This window comes from Rhodococcus sp. OS5 (genome assembly GCF_056837585.1).
The window spans coordinates 305,261-323,370 of sequence record NZ_CM166368.1; the positions used below are offsets into that span (position 1 = coordinate 305,261).

The following is an 18,110-nucleotide window of genomic DNA, read 5'->3' on the forward strand; positions in this document are numbered from 1 at the left end:
GAGTGTGTCCTCGAGTACGAAGAAGTGTGAATGTTGACGGTGCTGAAACTGCGGAACACGACAGTCATCAATACTCACTCCTCGAAAATCTCAGGACGCACCATGCGTCGGATCAGAATCGTCTCAGCCGCAGACGCGACTGTGCAACTGAATTAACTCGGGGCGGCCGACTTAACTCGGACGTTCGAACTTCTCTTCCCGGCCGAGCTTGCGCAATCGCATCCACTCGCGCAGTCCGGCCGGATCGCGGCGTGTGATCAGGAAGTACCAGCCGAACCGAACCCATTCCTGCGGAAGCAGTTTCCGCATTCCCGGTTGGGAGAGGATGTATCCACGGTTGCGGTACGTGAAGTAGCGCTTCGTGTCGTTGTCGGGGTACTGCGTGTGCATGCGTCCGCCGAGGATCGGCTTGAACTCGTCCGCGCCGTTGGGGTGGACATAAGCAGTTTGCAGGCAGGTACCGAACTTCAGGCCGGAGCGCACGAGGCGACGGTGTACCTCGACCTCGTCGCCGCGGACGAACAGGCGTAGATCCGGAACTCCGACGGCATCGATCGCGTCGGCGGTGAACAGTGCGCCGTTGAAGAGGGACGCGATGCCGGGCAGGAGATCCTCGTCGCCGAGCTCGGAACGCAACCGGCGCCACGACGTGCCGCGGCGAAGTGGGAAGGCAAGGCGGTCGGGGTCGTCGATGTCGCAGACGACGGGGGAGACCTCGGCCAGGTCGTTCCGAATTGCACAGTCGAGCAGTGTTTCCAGGACCTCAGGCCCCTCCGGGCGGCCGTCGTCGTCGGCGAGCCAGACGCGGTCGGCGCCGAGTGAAAGCGCGTAGAGAATGCCAAGAGCAAATCCTCCGGCACCGCCGAGGTTGTGCTGAGAACCGATGTAACTGGTCGGCAGTGGAGCGTTGTCGACGAGCTCTTTCACATCGGCTTCGTCGGCATTGTCGACGACGACCAGATGATCGAGCGGACGCGACTGGGTGCTGAGAACCTTCAAGGATTCGGCCAGCAGTTCACGACGTTTGTGAGTGACGACGACCCCGATGATTTTCTCGGGTGCGCTCACGGGGTGTTCTCCCGTTCCATTTCCTTGATCACGTGGCGCACATGTTCGGCGGCGTCGTCACCTTCGTAGGCGCGTACGACGTCTTCGATGTCGCCTTGCATGCGGATCTGGCCGTGGTCGATCCACATCGCACTGTTGCACAGCTGAGCGAGGAATTCGTTGGAGTGGCTGGCGAATACCAGGATGCCGGAGCGTTCCACCAGCTTCTGCAGCCGGATGCGGGCCTTCTTCATGAATTCCGCGTCGACGGCACCGATGCCCTCGTCGAGAAGCAAGATCTCGGGATCGATACTGGTCACGACGCCCATGGCAACGCGAACGCGCATACCGGTGGAGTAGGTACGCAGTGGCATGGAGAGGTATTCACCGAGTTCGGTGAATTCGGCGATCTCGTCCATCTTCGCGAGCATCTGCTTGCGGGTCTGACCAAGGAACAGGCCGCGGATGATGATGTTCTCGTACCCGGAGATTTCCGGGTCCATGCCGACACCGAGGTCGAAGACGGGTGCGACGCGTCCGCGAATGCTGGCGGATCCCCGGGTCGGTTCGTAGATTCCGGAGAGCAGGCGCAGCAGGGTGGATTTGCCGGCGCCGTTGTGGCCGACGAGCCCGATGCGGTCGCCTTCCTTGAGCGTCATCGTGATGTCGCGGAGCGCTTCGACGACGACGACATCGGAGTCGTTGCGGCCGATGGATCCTCCGGCCTTGCCGAGGAAGGCCTTCTTGAGCGAGCGGGATTTCGCGTCGAAGATCGGGAAGTCGACGCACGCGTTCTGCGTGTGGATGCTGACTGGCTGACTCATGTGTTTCCTCTAGACCCAGTAGGGCACGCGTGCCCGGTACTTGCGGAGTGCCAGAATCGCGACGGCCCAGCCGACGACGGTGAAGGCGATGACGATGTACCAGTGGTATGCCTGCTGGTCGGCCCCGATGAGTGGTGCTCGGATGATCTCGAGGTAGTGGTACAGCGGATTGAGTTCGGCGAGCCGGACCCGTTCCATGGCTTGCCCACCCTGGTCCTTGAGGGCCTGAGTTGTCCACATGATCGGCGTCAGCACGAACAGCAGCAGGGTGAGGCTGCCGAGGATGGGGGCGATGTCGCGGTACCGGGTGGAGAAGATACCGAAGACGATCGAGACCCACAGCGTGTTCGCGACGATCAGCACGAATGCCGGTATTGCCGCGAGCGCCGTCCAGCTCATGTTCTGCCAGATACTGAACGCGAACAGAAGAACTATGTAGATCGCGAAGTTGTGCGCGAAGAACAGCACCTGACGCCAAACCAGGCGATATACGTGCACACTCAACGCCGACGGCAACTGCTTGATCAGGCCCTCGTTGGCGATGAAGACCTCGGAACCTTCGAGAATGCTTGCACTGATCAGGTTCCACACGATCAGCCCGACCGTGACGTACGGCAGGAACTCCTTGAGCGGAATGTTCAGCAACGCGGAGTACAGAAGACCCATCGCGGCGGCCTGAACGCCGGTGGCGATCGTGATCCAGAACGGTCCGATCACCGACCGGCGGTAGCGCTGTTTGATGTCCTGCCAGCCGAGGCTGAGCCACAACTCACGCTGATTCAGACCGTCGCGAAGGTCTTTGAACGCACGACGGAACGTCTGGGAGTCGGACACGGGCGCAGGTGCGTCCGGCGTCTCGGATTCGATTGCGGATGCTGACACGGAGGTCGAGCCTACCGGCCTGGCGTCGGCGCCGGATTTCCCTCGGACCTAGTGGTGGTCCGAGTTACAGATACTGGCCGGTTCCCGGGCTCTGTTGGTCCGGATGCGCAGGCGAATGCGGAGCCCCGATGCTCATGCCGGGAGGCAGTGCACCCTGCCGCATTTGTTCGAGCTGAGCGCGCGCTGCCATCTGCTGCGCGAACAGTGCGGTTTGAATTCCGTGGAACAGTCCTTCGAGCCAGCCGACGAGTTGGGCCTGCGCGATTCGCAGTTCGGCGTCGGAGGGAATGGAGTCGTCGGTGAACGGGAGGCTCAATCGCTCGAGTTCTTCACGGAGTTCGGGTGCCAGGCCCTGTTCCAGTTCTCGGATGGACGAGGTGTGGATGTCCTTGAGGCGCTTGCGGCTGGCGTCGTCGAGCGGCGCGGCGCGCACTTCTTCCAACAGTTGTTTGATCATCGTGCCGATTCGCATGACCTTCGCCGGCTGCTCGACCATCTCGGCGACGGACTCGGCTTCGGATTCCGCGCCTTCGGTGGTGCCAGATGTGGAGGCCTCTGCCTCGGCCGCCGGCATCGCGACGGGTCGACCGTCGGGTCCGATAACGAGTACCTGCTCTTTGTCGGGGTTCGTCATGCTTCCATCTTGTCGTGTGTGGGCGACAAACGCCGCGTAACCCCCAAAAAGTTAGCTACCGAATAACTGTACTGACGGGTAATTGGGTGACTGCCTTCGACTAAGCGGGCGTCTGCACCTAGAGTGTCGAGCATGGCTTACGACGTTGCCCGCGTACGGGGGTTGATTCCCTCACTCGGTGACGGCTGGATCCACCTCGATCCGCAGGCCGGAATGCAGATCCCGGACGCCGTCTCGCGGACGGTCTCCACCGCGTTCCGTGCCTCTGCATCTTCTTCCTCCGGTCGCCACGTCTCGAACCGTCGTAGTGCTGCCATTCTCGAGAGTGCGCGCACCGCGGTCGCCGATCTGGTCGGCGGAGATCCTGCGGGAGTCGTTCTCGGATCAGACCGAGCAGTGTTGTTGGCTTGGCTCGCCGAGTCGCTCAGTTCGCGGTTGGGCCTCGGAACCGGTCTCGTGCTCTCGCGCCTCGACGAAGAGGCGAACGTCGCGCCCTGGCTTCGTGTGGCCAGTCGCTACGGCGCTCAGGTGCGATGGGCAGAGGTCGAAATCGAAACGTGTGAGCTCCCGAGTTGGCAGTTCAACGATCTCATCACCTCGACCACTCGATTGGTGGCCTTGACGGCCGCATCACCGGTCGTCGGTTCGGCTCCGAACGTCCGCGCCGCAGCTGATCGTCTGCACGAATTCGGCGGACTGATGGTGGTCGACGCCGTCGGTGCAGCGCCATATGCGCATGTGGACATGGCTGATCTCGGGGCGGACATCGTTGCCGTCAGCGCGCCGTCGTGGGGCGGTCCACAGGTGGGCGCACTCGTCTTCCGCGATCCCGGACTGCTCGACCGGATTCCGGCCGTGTCGCTCAACCCGTACGCGCGTGGCGCCGAGCGACTCGAGGTGGGCGGTCATCAGTTCGCGCTGCTGTCCGGTCTCACGTCGTCGATCGATTTCCTGGCGGGCTTGGACGAATCGGCAACGGGAACCAGGCGTGAGCGCCTCGAAACCTCGATCAGCTCGCTGCAGGACTACCAGGACGGTCTGTTCGATCACCTCATGCGTTCTCTCGCAGCCCTGCCCAACGTGATGGTGATCGGCGGCGCACCCACGCGGGTGCCGACGCTCAGCTTCACACTCGAGGGGATGGCGGCAGACAAGGTCGCGGCGCACCTGGCCGACAAGCGCATCGCGACGGTCAGCGGTACGCATGGTGGTTCCAGGCTGCTCGACGCCCTCGGTGTCAACGACGAAGGCGGCGCGGTCACCGTCGGCCTTGCGCCGTACACGACGCGGTACGAGATCAATCAGCTGGTCGCCGAACTCGGCGCCCTGGGCTGATCGACCCCGCTCGGCTCACTTCACGGTGAGGATGACCTTGCCTACGGTTTCCGGCGAATCCAGCAATTGATGGGCTAATGGCGCCTCGGTGATCGGAAGTTCGGTCGACACGATCGGTTGGACCGATCCGTCTGCGATCAGCGGCCACAGCTTCGCGCGGACGTCGGCGACGATGTCCGCTTTACCGCCCGGGCCGGTGAGCGGACGCCCGCGCAGGCCTGTGGACGTGATGTTTCCGCGCTTTCCCATCAGCTTGGCGATGTCGACTTCACCCTTGCGGCCACCCTGCATTCCGATGATCACGACGTGGCCGTCCATGGCGAGTGCGTCGACGTTGCGCCCGAGGTACGACGCTCCCATGTTGTCCAGAACCACGTCGGCGCCGTGGTTGTCGGTGGCTTCGGCGAGTGATGCTACGAAGTCGCTGTCGCGATAGTTGATGAGAATATCCGCGCCCAATTCGCGGCAGCGGTTCAATTTGTCCTCCGAACCCGCGGTAACTGCGACGCGGGCGCCGAGGGCTTTGCCGACCTGGATGGCGTGGGTGCCGATTCCGCCGCCACCGCCATGGACGAGGAGGACCTGTCCGCGTCGAAGACCTCCGCGCATCACGACGTTGGACCACACCGTGCACGCAACTTCCGGCAGGGACGCTGCGACCCGGAGATCGACGCCAGCGGGAACCGGGAGAAGTTGTGTTGCCGGGACCGCAACCTTCTCGGCGTAGCCGCCGCCGGCCAGCAATGCGCAGACTTCGTCGCCGACGGACCAACCGGTGACGTCTTCGCCGAGCTCGGTGATCACACCCGAGCATTCGAGGCCGAGAATGTCACTCGCGCCGGGCGGCGGCGGGTAGAAGCCTTGACGTTGGAGCAGGTCGGCGCGGTTGACCGCGGTTGCGGCGACCTCGACGAGTACGTGCCCGCGAGGTAGTTCAGGATCGGGCTGCTGCGCCCATTTCATGACCTCGGGACCGCCGGGCTGATCGATCGTTATGGCGTACATGGATACGACGCTAGCGAATCTCCCCGCTGACGGGTGTTTTGCCGCTACCGTCGCGGACGTGACTTACTTCGGGAACATGCAGAACGAGATCTATCTGACGGGACTGAGCGGCGCGAAGCCGGCTTTGCCGATGACTGCGGCGGGCTTGGAAGATGCCGCGCGCGAGCAACTCTCACCGGAGGCCTTCGGGTACATCGCCGGTAGCGCGTCGACCGAACGAACCGCGGAGTCGAATCTGCGTGCGTTCGACAAGCATGCGATCGTGCCGCGGATGTTGCGGGGGACTGCGGCGCCGGACGCACGCGATCTGAGCGTCGAGGTGTTGGGGACGCGGTTGGCTGCACCGATCCTGACGGCTCCGGTGGGCGTGCTCGGCTTGGTCCACGACGACGCCGAGGTTGCGGTCGGTTCGGTCACTGCCGAGTTGGGGATCGGATCGATTCTCTCGACGGCGGCATCCTCGACCATCGAAGACGTAGCGGCGGCCTCGGGCGATAACTGGTGGTACCAGCTGTACTGGCCGGCCGACGACGAGCTTGCCGAGTCGTTTGTCCGTCGAGCGGAGACGGCGGGCGCGAAGGCTATCGTCCTGACTGCCGACACTCCCGGTATGGGTTGGCGTCCAAGGGATCTCGAACTCGGTCACCTTCCGTTCCTGCAGGCGAAAGGTATTGCCAACTATCTGTCGGATCCGGTGTTCCGCGCCAAATTGGCGACGCCTCCCGAGGAGAGTGCAGAAGCCCTGCAGATCGCGGTTCTCACGTGGGTGTCGTTGTTCGGTAACCATGCGGTGCGGATCGCGGATATCGCGAAACTTCGCCAGTGGACGACACTTCCGATCGCAGTGAAGGGAATTGTCCATCCCGACGACGCACGTGAGGCCGTCGCGGCCGGCGCCAACGGCATCGTCGTGAGCAACCATGGTGGGCGTCAGGTCGACGGGTCGATTTCGGCACTCGATGCTCTCGGTCCCGTCGCTGATGCGGTGGGGGATGAGGTGGACATCCTGATGGACTCCGGAATTCGTTGTGGTGCAGACGTAATCAAGGCTCTGGCCTTGGGTGCCGATGCAGTGCTGTACGGGCGGCCGTGGGTGTACGGGTTGGGATTGGCCGGAGCGGACGGAGTGCGTCATGCGCTCCGGAGTCTCTTGGCCGACCTGGATCTCACCATGGGACTGGCGGGGCTGGCATCGGTCGCCGAAATCGATCGTTCGATCCTGATGTCCAATTCGTGACTTTAGGGTGAGTCTTACTGTGACGGGCGGACACAGGTCTAAACTTGGAACCTGTGACAGCTGAAGCGACAACCGAGGAGACATCGCAGGCGGCGCACGGTGAGACACCGTGGCTGACGCCGTGCGAGATGCGTGCATGGCGCGGCTACATGGACGGTAATCAGCGCCTCATGGAGGTTCTCAACCGCGAACTGCAGGATTCACACGACCTGTCGTTGGCCGATTACCGCATTTTGGTCATGCTCTCGGAGTCAGCTGACGGGTCGTTGCGGATGAGTGACCTGGCAGACGGCGTGCTGTCTTCGCGGAGCCGCCTGACGCACCAGATCAGGCGGATGGAATCTCAGGGCATCGTCGTGCGAGACACTTGCGTCGAAGATGGTCGCGGCGTGCTCGCTCGGATCACGGAAGAGGGTAGGCGTCGCCTCGCCGAGGCAGCGCCTACTCACGTGGCCGGAGTGCGGAACAATCTGGTCGATCTGCTGACTCCCCAGGAACTGGACGTGCTGGCAGACGTCTTCGAGAAGGTCGACAAAGCCATCGGCGAGCGCTGACTCCGGAGCCGTTTTCGCGGTCCGTGGGAACACCCGATAGGATCGCCCACGGAAGCGTGGCAGAGCGGCCGAATGCACTCGCCTTGAAAGCGAGCGTGGCGTTAAACCCACCGGGGGTTCAAATCCCTCCGCTTCCGCAGATGCCCCTCACTTGTTCATACAGGTGAGGGGCCTTTTCGTGTCCGATCGTGCCAAGATCGCCGTCGACGAGGTCCGCGTCGGCGTAGAGCGACGTCGCTGCAGTTCCTTCGAGAGCTGGATCCAGCCTTTGACAGCGGGATGATCGTTCTTGTCGGGGACTTCCCGCAATCTCGCAACCACCATCATGATGATCGCTGCCGCGTTGATCATCAGTGATTTGATGCTGCCTGCGCGTTTGATTGCGATGCATTCCGCTATGACAGCGAGGTAGACGACCGCGACACCGACAGCGCCGTACGGGTTTCCGGTGGTCATCGCAAGATAGCCGAAAACGATCGGTACCAGGGGGTTCACTCGGCCGAGGGCGCTGGCGCGGGTAGACCACCAGACGTGGGGGATCCAGGCGAAGGCGATCAGCCCGGACGCCCAACTGGAGGCGTCGAAATAGAGCGTGTATCCAGCGAACGGCATGGCAAATCCGGCGATGAAAGCCATCGACCGATTGGCGCCGTACTGGCGGGCCACCAGATAAACGCCTACCGCGAGAATCGCCATGAATTGCATCTTGACCAGGGTGATTCCGATTCCCAGGTTCGGAATGAGTGCAATGGCAACCGAATCCAGAAGGATCACGGGATTGTATGTCCCGTAAAGGGCTTCGGCTGTGACATTGCCGCCGGCCCACAATTCGGGAATGAGCGTCGGCCATGACCCGGACAGGATTCGCTGGCCGATCGTGTGCCAACCAGGCGTGAAAGCTGCTGCGCTGTCGTCCCAGTAGTAGAACCACCGATTGGAGATCAGTGGGATGGCGGCGACGATCGACACCAGAGCGGCGAGAAGAATTGGCGGCACCACGCGTTGTGCGAGCGGTAAGTCAGATTTCACGATGTGCTTTCGTCTTCGAGTCGATGGCTGTTGTTCGGAGCCTGGGTCGTGCTCTTTTTCTCGGAGCCTGGGCTGCGCCTTGTTTCTCGGAGCGTAGTATTCCGACGAGTTCGAACTGCAGTCGGGGAAGTAAGGAGATCGGGACGTGGCGACATCGCGAACGGAACCCGTTCGTGGGGAACCAGCTACGCCGGAACTCTCGGTGATCATCCCCGCATACAACTCAGGCGAGGTGCTGGAGTCGACGGTGCGTCAATTCGCCGAGTACTTCACCAGCCGCCCGGCCGAGAGCGCCGGTCAGGTCGAGATCATCGTCGTGGAGAACGGTTCGACGGACAACACTGCCGACGTGTGTGCTGCTCTGGCAGCTTCCTGGTCTTGGCCTGGAGTGACCTTCCTGCCGATGAGCAGCGACAAAGGGATGGGCGCAGCGCTTCGCGCCGGGACGCTTGCTTCGCGTGGACGACGCGTGTTGCTCACCGCGGACGACCTTCCGTTCGGTTTCGGTGACATCGAAGGCGCCGACCGCGTGATGGCGGATCTAGGGTCCGTCCCGCCGGTGGTCATCGGTTCAAAGGCTCATTCGGACTCAGAGGTGGAACGTGGCTTGCTGCGTTCGGTGATGACGGGTGGATTCGCGACGCTGCGACGGGTGGTGCTGGGTACCCGCACGGGCGATCCCCAGGGAACTTTCATCGTCGACGGTGTCTTGCTACGTCGAATCGCACCCTCGTTGACCGAGCGTGGCTTCCTTTTCACCACCGAATTGGACTACGCGCTCGAATTGGCTGGGGTGCGCCCGGTCGAGGTCCCGATCCGACTCAGCGACGATCATCTGGCGCACGCGAGCCGTATCTCGCCCAAGGACGTGGTCCAGATGGCGAAGGGTCTGTTGTCGCTTCGTCGGCGAAAGACCGAGCTGCGCTCCGCCGCTGCAGTGAGTAATCACGGGTAGACCTGGTGTGACTCGGTGCCCGGGGCGCCGAGGTGCGGATTCGCGATAACCTGCGGGGCGTGGATACCGTGAACACGACCGATGACCAGTCCGATTCCGGAGTCGAGTTGATCGAACGCAGCGCGACGTCGGATCGACTGCTGGCGCAGCGGACGTTGTTCACCGGAACTTCGCCCGTCGCCAGTGACGAACTGTATGCGGTGACCAAGGTCGGTATGTCGACGCGATCGCGGTTCGAGTTGCGGCTTCAGCCGGGCGCGGTCGCGCACACCAATACCTTCTTCGGTCGTTTTCCGGCCAGCTACTGGCAGCGCTGGACCAATGTCACCGAGGTCACCGTCACTGCACATGTCGTGGCCGATACCGCTTGCCGCATCCAGATCCAGGCCTCGGACATCGGTGGCCACCGTCGTATCGTGACGAACGTCGTCGTGACCGGCGACGAGCGAGTGTCCATGACCGCCCCGCTCGATACTTTCGTCGACGGCGGGGCACTGTGGCTGCAGTTCGAAGCGCAGGGTGGCGGCGCAGTGGTCGACGATGTGGAATGGACCGTCGTCTCGCCGGAGTCGATTCGCCCGGTAGCCGTGGCGATCTGCACGTTCAATCGTGCGGACGACTGTGCGCGCACGGTCGAGGCCCTCGCGTCCGACGAGCGTGTACTCGCGTTGCTCGACGCTCTGTACGTCGTCGATCAGGGAACGGATCCGGTAGAGAGCCGTGAGCTGTTCCAGGAAGTGTCGAAGAAGTTCGGTTCGCGGTTGCAATATCTGCGGCAGGCGAATCTGGGTGGTGCCGGCGGATTCACCCGGGGCCTGTACGAGGCTTCGGCGGCCGGGCCGCACGCCGACGTGATCTTGATGGACGACGACATTCTGTGCGAACCCGAATCGGTTCTTCGACTGAGTGCGTTCGCGAACATGACGACGGAGCCGGCGTTGATCGGTGCCCAGATGCTCTTCCTGTTCAACCCCGACTACCTGCTGGCTTCGGGTGAACGCGTGGATCTGGGCACGCTTCAGCGTGGTGTACCGACCGATGAGCACGGTGTTCGTAACCGGAGTGTGCTCGAGAAACTGCCGGAACGTCGCGTGGACGCCGAATACAACGGCTGGTGGTCTTGCCTGATTCCTGCTGAAGCCATCGAGCGGATCGGCTTGCCACTGCCGGTCTTCTTCCAGTGGGACGACGTCGAGTACAGCTTGCGGGCCGGGCGGGCCGGGATTCCCACCATCACGTTGCCGTCGGCTGCTGTGTGGCATGCGGACTTCTATTGGAAGGACGTCGACGGTTTCGCGCACTACTTCAGTACGCGCAACGGACTCATCACCGCTTCGCTCGACCCGGGGTTCGCGCCCAAAACGCTCGCGAAGCAACTCTCTCGCGACATTTCGCATTCGATCGTCGGGTTGCAGTACGGCCTTGCACACACGCAACTCCGGGCGATCGAGGGATTCCTCGAGGGGCCGGAAGGTTTGGCGGACGGTGGGCAGGAGGCGCTTGCCGCGATCAACCAGGAACGTAAGCGCTTCCCCGAGACGGTAACTCGCCCGGCGTCGGAGTTGCCGGGGAGGCTGCCGATCCGTCGCGTTGCGCCCAGCCCGAAACCCGGTTTGTGGACAGACCTCGTTTTGGCGAAACGCGCTGTGATGCAGGCGCGCAATCATCTGGAGCGGGGTCCGGTGGCGATCTCGTACGAAGATGCGCAGTGGTGGCACGTCGGACGTTTCGATCACGTCTTCGTCACCGATGCTTCGCAGGGAGGCGTGCGTGAACGCCGCTTCGACAGCGAGAAGGCCGCCGAGATGAGCGGTCGCCTCGCCGGCGTCATGAAGCGGTTCCTCGCCGAAGCGCCAAGTGTGGCTGAAGCATTCGCTCGTGAGTTCCCGCAGCTCACCAGCCGCGAGAACTGGGCTCGTCTGTACGAAAAGTGAGCCTCAACGCACTATCTTGGCGATGACCTGCTCGTTGTCGACGGTGTACCCGAGATATTCGAACGAGATGCCGGTGCGTGTGACGAACTCCGTCCACGCCCGGTACTCGTGCAGCTGCCACCCGGGATAGTTGAAGAACTCGTCGAAGACGACGATCGACCCGGGTACCAGTCGGTCGCCGAGCAGATCGAGCACGGTCTTGGTGGACGAGTAAAGGTCGGCGTCGAGGTGCAGGAACGCAACGGGGCCGGGTTCGTCGTTCAGGAACGAGGGCAAGGTGTCCTCGAAGAGGCCCGGAACAAGTTGCGCTCCAGGCACTTCGGGGATGGATTCCTGTGCGAACTCGCCGACCGGGAACCCGGTGCGCCAGGTCTCCGGAAGGCCGGAGAACACGTCGAAACCTGCGACGGTCCCCTCGCGTTCGGTGAAAGCCTCCGCGACGATCCTGAGTGTGGTTCCGCTGGCGACGCCGAATTCGAGTGCCATGCCGGGTATTTCGATCAAGCCCAATGCGTGGCGCAGCGTGTCGTGCGGGTGGCCGAATGTCTCCGCGACTCGAAGGTGTTCGAGGATGAACTCGGCAGTCGACGCTGTCGCTTCCAGATCCACGGCGTAGGCCAGATCCCGACGCTGGCGAAATTCCAGCTCGTCGATCCTGGACCGGAGGCCCGCGATGTCACCGCGGGCCTCGGCCAGTTCGTCACGTGAGAGTGCCAGCGCGTCGAGGATCTGTTGCGTGCGATCTGCGTTGCGCCGGTCGGCGGCCTCGACCACCTCGGATACCGCACGCTGAAGCTTGGTTCTGGCGCTGGAACGGAACTGCTCGAACATGGCAACCTCTCGTCGGGATCACCCCCATGCTGCCAGGCTTTGTTCGCTACCGGTCCCGACCGCGGTAGTGACTCTTGAGTTGTCGGGAGATCACCTTGATCTCCCGCGTCCTCTCTGCCTGCAGACGAGCATCGCTTCGCGCGGCGTTCCATGCATTCTCTCGCTGTAGTTTCCGGTAGCTCGCGAGCCTCCGCTCATCGATATCGCCACGCCCGAGTGCGCTCAGGACTGCGCATCCCGGCTCGGAGTTGTGTGCGCAATCGGAGAACCGGCACTCTGCAATCAGCTCCTCGATCTCGGGGAACGTCTTCTCGATCCCCTCCGCCGCGTTCCACATGCCGACCCCTCGCAGGCCGGGTGTGTCGATCAGTGTCCGGCCGCCGGAGAATGAGATCAACTCTCTGGTGACGGTGGTGTGGCGTCCCTTTCCGTCACCGGTCCGAACGCGACCGGTCTCGAGTCGATCGGCGTCTGTGGTGTCCGCGAGGAGGGCGTTCGCGAGCGTCGACTTACCGGCGCCTGATGGACCGAGTATCGCCACGGTGCCGTCCAGAACTGCATCGAGTACATCCATTCCTTCGTTGGTCTCGGCACTGACGGCCAGCACTGTTGCGCCGGGCGCAATGGCAGTGACCTCGGCGAGAGTGTCGGAGATATAGTGAGCTGCATCCGATTTGGTGAGTGCGACGACAGGGGTTGCACCACTTTCCCAGGCGAGTGCGAGTAGTCGCTCGATGCGCCCGAGATCGACGTCGCCGTCCGAAGCCGTGGCGATGACGACGGTGTCGACATTGGCCGCCAGAATCTGGCCTTCCGATTTTCCGGATGCCGAGGATCGAACGATGCTGCTTGATCGGGGGAGTATCGAAGTGACCGTGTGCATCTCGGGTTCGCGTGAGTCCCGTAACTCGGCCACGGCGACCCAGTCACCCGTACAGAGTGGATCGCTGCCGCTGAGTGCGCGAACTGTGCCTTCGGCGACGGCCACGTCACACCGCCCCCGGTCGACGCGAAGAACGCGCCCGGGTGCGGAGTCCGGTGGGGCCAGGGCAGTGAATGTGTTCGAGAGTGTTGCGTTCCAACCGTATTCGGTCAGGGGCGCGCTGTTTTCCGGCATGGTGAGTGTGTCCTCGAGTACGAAGAAGTGTGAATGTTGACGGTGCTGAAACTGCGGAACACGACAGTCATCAATACTCACTCCTCGAAAATCTCAGGACGCACCATGCGTCGGATCAGAATCGTCTCAGCCGCAGACGCGACTGTGCAACTGAATTAACTCGGGGCGGCCGACTTAACTCGGACGTTCGAACTTCTCTTCCCGGCCGAGCTTGCGCAATCGCATCCACTCGCGCAGTCCGGCCGGATCGCGGCGTGTGATCAGGAAGTACCAGCCGAACCGAACCCATTCCTGCGGAAGCAGTTTCCGCATTCCCGGTTGGGAGAGGATGTATCCACGGTTGCGGTACGTGAAGTAGCGCTTCGTGTCGTTGTCGGGGTACTGCGTGTGCATGCGTCCGCCGAGGATCGGCTTGAACTCGTCCGCGCCGTTGGGGTGGACATAAGCAGTTTGCAGGCAGGTACCGAACTTCAGGCCGGAGCGCACGAGGCGACGGTGTACCTCGACCTCGTCGCCGCGGACGAACAGGCGTAGATCCGGAACTCCGACGGCATCGATCGCGTCGGCGGTGAACAGTGCGCCGTTGAAGAGGGACGCGATGCCGGGCAGGAGATCCTCGTCGCCGAGCTCGGAACGCAACCGGCGCCACGACGTGCCGCGGCGAAGTGGGAAGGCAAGGCGGTCGGGGTCGTCGATGTCGCAGACGACGGGGGAGACCTCGGCCAGGTCGTTCCGAATTGCACAGTCGAGCAGTGTTTCCAGGACCTCAGGCCCCTCCGGGCGGCCGTCGTCGTCGGCGAGCCAGACGCGGTCGGCGCCGAGTGAAAGCGCGTAGAGAATGCCAAGAGCAAATCCTCCGGCACCGCCGAGGTTGTGCTGAGAACCGATGTAACTGGTCGGCAGTGGAGCGTTGTCGACGAGCTCTTTCACATCGGCTTCGTCGGCATTGTCGACGACGACCAGATGATCGAGCGGACGCGACTGGGTGCTGAGAACCTTCAAGGATTCGGCCAGCAGTTCACGACGTTTGTGAGTGACGACGACCCCGATGATTTTCTCGGGTGCGCTCACGGGGTGTTCTCCCGTTCCATTTCCTTGATCACGTGGCGCACATGTTCGGCGGCGTCGTCACCTTCGTAGGCGCGTACGACGTCTTCGATGTCGCCTTGCATGCGGATCTGGCCGTGGTCGATCCACATCGCACTGTTGCACAGCTGAGCGAGGAATTCGTTGGAGTGGCTGGCGAATACCAGGATGCCGGAGCGTTCCACCAGCTTCTGCAGCCGGATGCGGGCCTTCTTCATGAATTCCGCGTCGACGGCACCGATGCCCTCGTCGAGAAGCAAGATCTCGGGATCGATACTGGTCACGACGCCCATGGCAACGCGAACGCGCATACCGGTGGAGTAGGTACGCAGTGGCATGGAGAGGTATTCACCGAGTTCGGTGAATTCGGCGATCTCGTCCATCTTCGCGAGCATCTGCTTGCGGGTCTGACCAAGGAACAGGCCGCGGATGATGATGTTCTCGTACCCGGAGATTTCCGGGTCCATGCCGACACCGAGGTCGAAGACGGGTGCGACGCGTCCGCGAATGCTGGCGGATCCCCGGGTCGGTTCGTAGATTCCGGAGAGCAGGCGCAGCAGGGTGGATTTGCCGGCGCCGTTGTGGCCGACGAGCCCGATGCGGTCGCCTTCCTTGAGCGTCATCGTGATGTCGCGGAGCGCTTCGACGACGACGACATCGGAGTCGTTGCGGCCGATGGATCCTCCGGCCTTGCCGAGGAAGGCCTTCTTGAGCGAGCGGGATTTCGCGTCGAAGATCGGGAAGTCGACGCACGCGTTCTGCGTGTGGATGCTGACTGGCTGACTCATGTGTTTCCTCTAGACCCAGTAGGGCACGCGTGCCCGGTACTTGCGGAGTGCCAGAATCGCGACGGCCCAGCCGACGACGGTGAAGGCGATGACGATGTACCAGTGGTATGCCTGCTGGTCGGCCCCGATGAGTGGTGCTCGGATGATCTCGAGGTAGTGGTACAGCGGATTGAGTTCGGCGAGCCGGACCCGTTCCATGGCTTGCCCACCCTGGTCCTTGAGGGCCTGAGTTGTCCACATGATCGGCGTCAGCACGAACAGCAGCAGGGTGAGGCTGCCGAGGATGGGGGCGATGTCGCGGTACCGGGTGGAGAAGATACCGAAGACGATCGAGACCCACAGCGTGTTCGCGACGATCAGCACGAATGCCGGTATTGCCGCGAGCGCCGTCCAGCTCATGTTCTGCCAGATACTGAACGCGAACAGAAGAACTATGTAGATCGCGAAGTTGTGCGCGAAGAACAGCACCTGACGCCAAACCAGGCGATATACGTGCACACTCAACGCCGACGGCAACTGCTTGATCAGGCCCTCGTTGGCGATGAAGACCTCGGAACCTTCGAGAATGCTTGCACTGATCAGGTTCCACACGATCAGCCCGACCGTGACGTACGGCAGGAACTCCTTGAGCGGAATGTTCAGCAACGCGGAGTACAGAAGACCCATCGCGGCGGCCTGAACGCCGGTGGCGATCGTGATCCAGAACGGTCCGATCACCGACCGGCGGTAGCGCTGTTTGATGTCCTGCCAGCCGAGGCTGAGCCACAACTCACGCTGATTCAGACCGTCGCGAAGGTCTTTGAACGCACGACGGAACGTCTGGGAGTCGGACACGGGCGCAGGTGCGTCCGGCGTCTCGGATTCGATTGCGGATGCTGACACGGAGGTCGAGCCTACCGGCCTGGCGTCGGCGCCGGATTTCCCTCGGACCTAGTGGTGGTCCGAGTTACAGATACTGGCCGGTTCCCGGGCTCTGTTGGTCCGGATGCGCAGGCGAATGCGGAGCCCCGATGCTCATGCCGGGAGGCAGTGCACCCTGCCGCATTTGTTCGAGCTGAGCGCGCGCTGCCATCTGCTGCGCGAACAGTGCGGTTTGAATTCCGTGGAACAGTCCTTCGAGCCAGCCGACGAGTTGGGCCTGCGCGATTCGCAGTTCGGCGTCGGAGGGAATGGAGTCGTCGGTGAACGGGAGGCTCAATCGCTCGAGTTCTTCACGGAGTTCGGGTGCCAGGCCCTGTTCCAGTTCTCGGATGGACGAGGTGTGGATGTCCTTGAGGCGCTTGCGGCTGGCGTCGTCGAGCGGCGCGGCGCGCACTTCTTCCAACAGTTGTTTGATCATCGTGCCGATTCGCATGACCTTCGCCGGCTGCTCGACCATCTCGGCGACGGACTCGGCTTCGGATTCCGCGCCTTCGGTGGTGCCAGATGTGGAGGCCTCTGCCTCGGCCGCCGGCATCGCGACGGGTCGACCGTCGGGTCCGATAACGAGTACCTGCTCTTTGTCGGGGTTCGTCATGCTTCCATCTTGTCGTGTGTGGGCGACAAACGCCGCGTAACCCCCAAAAAGTTAGCTACCGAATAACTGTACTGACGGGTAATTGGGTGACTGCCTTCGACTAAGCGGGCGTCTGCACCTAGAGTGTCGAGCATGGCTTACGACGTTGCCCGCGTACGGGGGTTGATTCCCTCACTCGGTGACGGCTGGATCCACCTCGATCCGCAGGCCGGAATGCAGATCCCGGACGCCGTCTCGCGGACGGTCTCCACCGCGTTCCGTGCCTCTGCATCTTCTTCCTCCGGTCGCCACGTCTCGAACCGTCGTAGTGCTGCCATTCTCGAGAGTGCGCGCACCGCGGTCGCCGATCTGGTCGGCGGAGATCCTGCGGGAGTCGTTCTCGGATCAGACCGAGCAGTGTTGTTGGCTTGGCTCGCCGAGTCGCTCAGTTCGCGGTTGGGCCTCGGAACCGGTCTCGTGCTCTCGCGCCTCGACGAAGAGGCGAACGTCGCGCCCTGGCTTCGTGTGGCCAGTCGCTACGGCGCTCAGGTGCGATGGGCAGAGGTCGAAATCGAAACGTGTGAGCTCCCGAGTTGGCAGTTCAACGATCTCATCACCTCGACCACTCGATTGGTGGCCTTGACGGCCGCATCACCGGTCGTCGGTTCGGCTCCGAACGTCCGCGCCGCAGCTGATCGTCTGCACGAATTCGGCGGACTGATGGTGGTCGACGCCGTCGGTGCAGCGCCATATGCGCATGTGGACATGGCTGATCTCGGGGCGGACATCGTTGCCGTCAGCGCGCCGTCGTGGGGCGGTCCACAGGTGGGCGCACTCGTCTTCCGCGATCCCGGACTGCTCGACCGGATTCCGGCCGTGTCGCTCAACCCGTACGCGCGTGGCGCCGAGCGACTCGAGGTGGGCGGTCATCAGTTCGCGCTGCTGTCCGGTCTCACGTCGTCGATCGATTTCCTGGCGGGCTTGGACGAATCGGCAACGGGAACCAGGCGTGAGCGCCTCGAAACCTCGATCAGCTCGCTGCAGGACTACCAGGACGGTCTGTTCGATCACCTCATGCGTTCTCTCGCAGCCCTGCCCAACGTGATGGTGATCGGCGGCGCACCCACGCGGGTGCCGACGCTCAGCTTCACACTCGAGGGGATGGCGGCAGACAAGGTCGCGGCGCACCTGGCCGACAAGCGCATCGCGACGGTCAGCGGTACGCATGGTGGTTCCAGGCTGCTCGACGCCCTCGGTGTCAACGACGAAGGCGGCGCGGTCACCGTCGGCCTTGCGCCGTACACGACGCGGTACGAGATCAATCAGCTGGTCGCCGAACTCGGCGCCCTGGGCTGAT

Annotated in this window: 18 protein-coding genes and 1 tRNA gene; 7 read left to right on the plus strand and 12 right to left on the minus strand. The window is 62.8% G+C overall.

Features of this window, described 5'->3' with window-relative positions; translation table 11 throughout:
* Positions 1–171: 171 nt before the first annotated feature.
* The 4 genes from glfT1 (ACVZUB_RS01400) to ACVZUB_RS01415 all read right to left on the minus strand — a co-directional run bounded on the left by glfT1 (ACVZUB_RS01400) (position 172) and on the right by ACVZUB_RS01415 (position 3,387).
* Positions 172–1,068: a galactofuranosyltransferase GlfT1 gene (gene glfT1, locus ACVZUB_RS01400; protein ID WP_007731778.1), complete on the minus strand. Its 897-nt coding sequence runs from the start codon at positions 1,066–1,068 to the stop codon at positions 172–174.
* Positions 1,065–1,871, minus strand: a complete 807-nt coding sequence (gene wzt, locus ACVZUB_RS01405; protein WP_007731776.1) for a galactan export ABC transporter ATP-binding subunit Wzt/RfbE — start codon at positions 1,869–1,871, stop codon at positions 1,065–1,067. Before wzt (ACVZUB_RS01405) ends, glfT1 (ACVZUB_RS01400) begins: the two co-directional genes overlap by 4 nt.
* A 9-nt stretch (positions 1,872–1,880) precedes the next feature.
* Complete coding sequence (wzm, locus tag ACVZUB_RS01410) at positions 1,881–2,753, minus strand: galactan export ABC transporter permease subunit Wzm/RfbD (RefSeq protein ID WP_064442976.1); 873 nt, start codon at positions 2,751–2,753, stop codon at positions 1,881–1,883.
* 64 nt (positions 2,754–2,817) lie between these two features.
* The gene (locus ACVZUB_RS01415) at positions 2,818–3,387 is read right to left on the minus strand and encodes a bacterial proteasome activator family protein (RefSeq protein ID WP_003943894.1); all 570 of its coding nucleotides are present in this window, start codon (positions 3,385–3,387) and stop codon (positions 2,818–2,820) included.
* 132 nt (positions 3,388–3,519) lie between these two features.
* Here ACVZUB_RS01415 and ACVZUB_RS01420 point away from each other — a divergent pair, with 132 nt between their 5' ends.
* Entirely contained in the window at positions 3,520–4,722 is a 1,203-nt protein-coding gene (locus ACVZUB_RS01420; RefSeq protein ID WP_007731767.1) for a cysteine desulfurase-like protein, read from the plus strand.
* Positions 4,723–4,737: 15 nt separating this feature from the next.
* Here ACVZUB_RS01420 and ACVZUB_RS01425 read toward each other — a convergent pair whose 3' ends face one another.
* Positions 4,738–5,727, minus strand: coding sequence for an NAD(P)H-quinone oxidoreductase (locus ACVZUB_RS01425; RefSeq protein ID WP_007731765.1), 990 nt, complete (start codon positions 5,725–5,727; stop codon positions 4,738–4,740).
* On the opposite strand from ACVZUB_RS01425, the gene ACVZUB_RS01430 reads away from it, so the two are divergent.
* The 3 genes from ACVZUB_RS01430 (at position 5,726) to ACVZUB_RS01440 (ending at position 7,655) form a co-directional block, all read left to right on the plus strand.
* Positions 5,726–6,964: a lactate 2-monooxygenase gene (locus ACVZUB_RS01430; RefSeq protein WP_054188648.1), complete on the plus strand. Its 1,239-nt coding sequence runs from the start codon at positions 5,726–5,728 to the stop codon at positions 6,962–6,964. The genes ACVZUB_RS01425 and ACVZUB_RS01430 overlap by 2 nt on opposite strands.
* Before the next feature lie 128 nt (positions 6,965–7,092).
* Positions 7,093–7,518 carry a MarR family winged helix-turn-helix transcriptional regulator gene (locus ACVZUB_RS01435; RefSeq protein WP_020968140.1) on the plus strand — a complete coding sequence of 142 codons (426 nt, stop codon included), beginning with the start codon at positions 7,093–7,095 and terminating at the stop codon, positions 7,516–7,518.
* Between the two features lie 50 nt (positions 7,519–7,568).
* Positions 7,569–7,655, plus strand: a tRNA-Ser gene (locus ACVZUB_RS01440).
* A 10-nt stretch (positions 7,656–7,665) separates the two neighbouring features.
* On the opposite strand, the gene ACVZUB_RS01445 is transcribed toward ACVZUB_RS01440, so the two are convergent.
* Positions 7,666–8,547 carry a hypothetical protein gene (locus tag ACVZUB_RS01445; protein ID WP_482628091.1) on the minus strand — a complete coding sequence of 294 codons (882 nt, stop codon included), beginning with the start codon at positions 8,545–8,547 and terminating at the stop codon, positions 7,666–7,668.
* A 145-nt stretch (positions 8,548–8,692) separates the two neighbouring features.
* Here ACVZUB_RS01445 and ACVZUB_RS01450 point away from each other — a divergent pair, with 145 nt between their 5' ends.
* Both ACVZUB_RS01450 and ACVZUB_RS01455 read left to right on the plus strand, forming a co-directional pair.
* Positions 8,693–9,502, plus strand: coding sequence for a glycosyltransferase (locus tag ACVZUB_RS01450; RefSeq protein WP_054827093.1), 810 nt, complete (start codon positions 8,693–8,695; stop codon positions 9,500–9,502).
* A 68-nt stretch (positions 9,503–9,570) separates the two neighbouring features.
* Complete coding sequence (locus tag ACVZUB_RS01455) at positions 9,571–11,436, plus strand: glycosyltransferase (protein ID WP_082661403.1); 1,866 nt, start codon at positions 9,571–9,573, stop codon at positions 11,434–11,436.
* A gap of 3 nt (positions 11,437–11,439) precedes the next feature.
* Here the strand turns inward: ACVZUB_RS01455 and ACVZUB_RS01460 are convergent, their stop codons facing one another.
* From ACVZUB_RS01460 to ACVZUB_RS01485, 6 genes are all read right to left on the minus strand, one after another.
* Entirely contained in the window at positions 11,440–12,267 is an 828-nt protein-coding gene (locus tag ACVZUB_RS01460) for a TylF/MycF/NovP-related O-methyltransferase (protein WP_209448254.1), read from the minus strand.
* Positions 12,268–12,313: 46 nt separating this feature from the next.
* On the minus strand, positions 12,314–13,384 hold the full coding sequence (rsgA, locus tag ACVZUB_RS01465) for a ribosome small subunit-dependent GTPase A (RefSeq protein ID WP_020968136.1): 1,071 nt from the start codon (positions 13,382–13,384) through the stop codon (positions 12,314–12,316).
* A 174-nt stretch (positions 13,385–13,558) separates the two neighbouring features.
* Positions 13,559–14,455: a galactofuranosyltransferase GlfT1 gene (gene glfT1, locus ACVZUB_RS01470; RefSeq protein WP_007731778.1), complete on the minus strand. Its 897-nt coding sequence runs from the start codon at positions 14,453–14,455 to the stop codon at positions 13,559–13,561.
* On the minus strand, positions 14,452–15,258 hold the full coding sequence (gene wzt / locus ACVZUB_RS01475) for a galactan export ABC transporter ATP-binding subunit Wzt/RfbE (RefSeq protein ID WP_007731776.1): 807 nt from the start codon (positions 15,256–15,258) through the stop codon (positions 14,452–14,454). The genes glfT1 (ACVZUB_RS01470) and wzt (ACVZUB_RS01475) overlap by 4 nt, the downstream gene beginning before the upstream one ends.
* Before the next feature lie 9 nt (positions 15,259–15,267).
* A complete protein-coding gene (gene wzm, locus ACVZUB_RS01480) occupies positions 15,268–16,140 on the minus strand; it encodes a galactan export ABC transporter permease subunit Wzm/RfbD (protein WP_064442976.1) in 873 nt (290 codons plus the stop codon).
* Positions 16,141–16,204: 64 nt separating this feature from the next.
* Positions 16,205–16,774, minus strand: a complete 570-nt coding sequence (locus ACVZUB_RS01485) for a bacterial proteasome activator family protein (protein ID WP_003943894.1) — start codon at positions 16,772–16,774, stop codon at positions 16,205–16,207.
* A 132-nt stretch (positions 16,775–16,906) separates the two neighbouring features.
* On the opposite strand from ACVZUB_RS01485, the gene ACVZUB_RS01490 reads away from it, so the two are divergent.
* On the plus strand, positions 16,907–18,109 hold the full coding sequence (locus tag ACVZUB_RS01490; protein ID WP_007731767.1) for a cysteine desulfurase-like protein: 1,203 nt from the start codon (positions 16,907–16,909) through the stop codon (positions 18,107–18,109).
* The last annotated feature ends 1 nt before the right edge of the window (position 18,110 follow it).

Coding starts and splice junctions, on each gene's coding strand:
- ACVZUB_RS01415 (WP_003943894.1), bottom strand. CDS start 3,387: ATGACGAACCCCGACAAAGAGCAGGTACTCGTTATCGGACCCGACGGT.
- ACVZUB_RS01490 (WP_007731767.1), top strand. CDS start 16,907: ATGGCTTACGACGTTGCCCGCGTACGGGGGTTGATTCCCTCACTCGGT.
- wzt (WP_007731776.1), bottom strand. CDS start 15,258: ATGAGTCAGCCAGTCAGCATCCACACGCAGAACGCGTGCGTCGACTTC.
- ACVZUB_RS01420 (WP_007731767.1), top strand. CDS start 3,520: ATGGCTTACGACGTTGCCCGCGTACGGGGGTTGATTCCCTCACTCGGT.
- rsgA (WP_020968136.1), bottom strand. CDS start 13,384: ATGCCGGAAAACAGCGCGCCCCTGACCGAATACGGTTGGAACGCAACA.
- ACVZUB_RS01460 (WP_209448254.1), bottom strand. CDS start 12,267: ATGTTCGAGCAGTTCCGTTCCAGCGCCAGAACCAAGCTTCAGCGTGCG.
- ACVZUB_RS01430 (WP_054188648.1), top strand. CDS start 5,726: ATGGATACGACGCTAGCGAATCTCCCCGCTGACGGGTGTTTTGCCGCT.
- wzt (WP_007731776.1), bottom strand. CDS start 1,871: ATGAGTCAGCCAGTCAGCATCCACACGCAGAACGCGTGCGTCGACTTC.
- ACVZUB_RS01485 (WP_003943894.1), bottom strand. CDS start 16,774: ATGACGAACCCCGACAAAGAGCAGGTACTCGTTATCGGACCCGACGGT.
- ACVZUB_RS01425 (WP_007731765.1), bottom strand. CDS start 5,727: ATGTACGCCATAACGATCGATCAGCCCGGCGGTCCCGAGGTCATGAAA.
- ACVZUB_RS01435 (WP_020968140.1), top strand. CDS start 7,093: ATGCGTGCATGGCGCGGCTACATGGACGGTAATCAGCGCCTCATGGAG.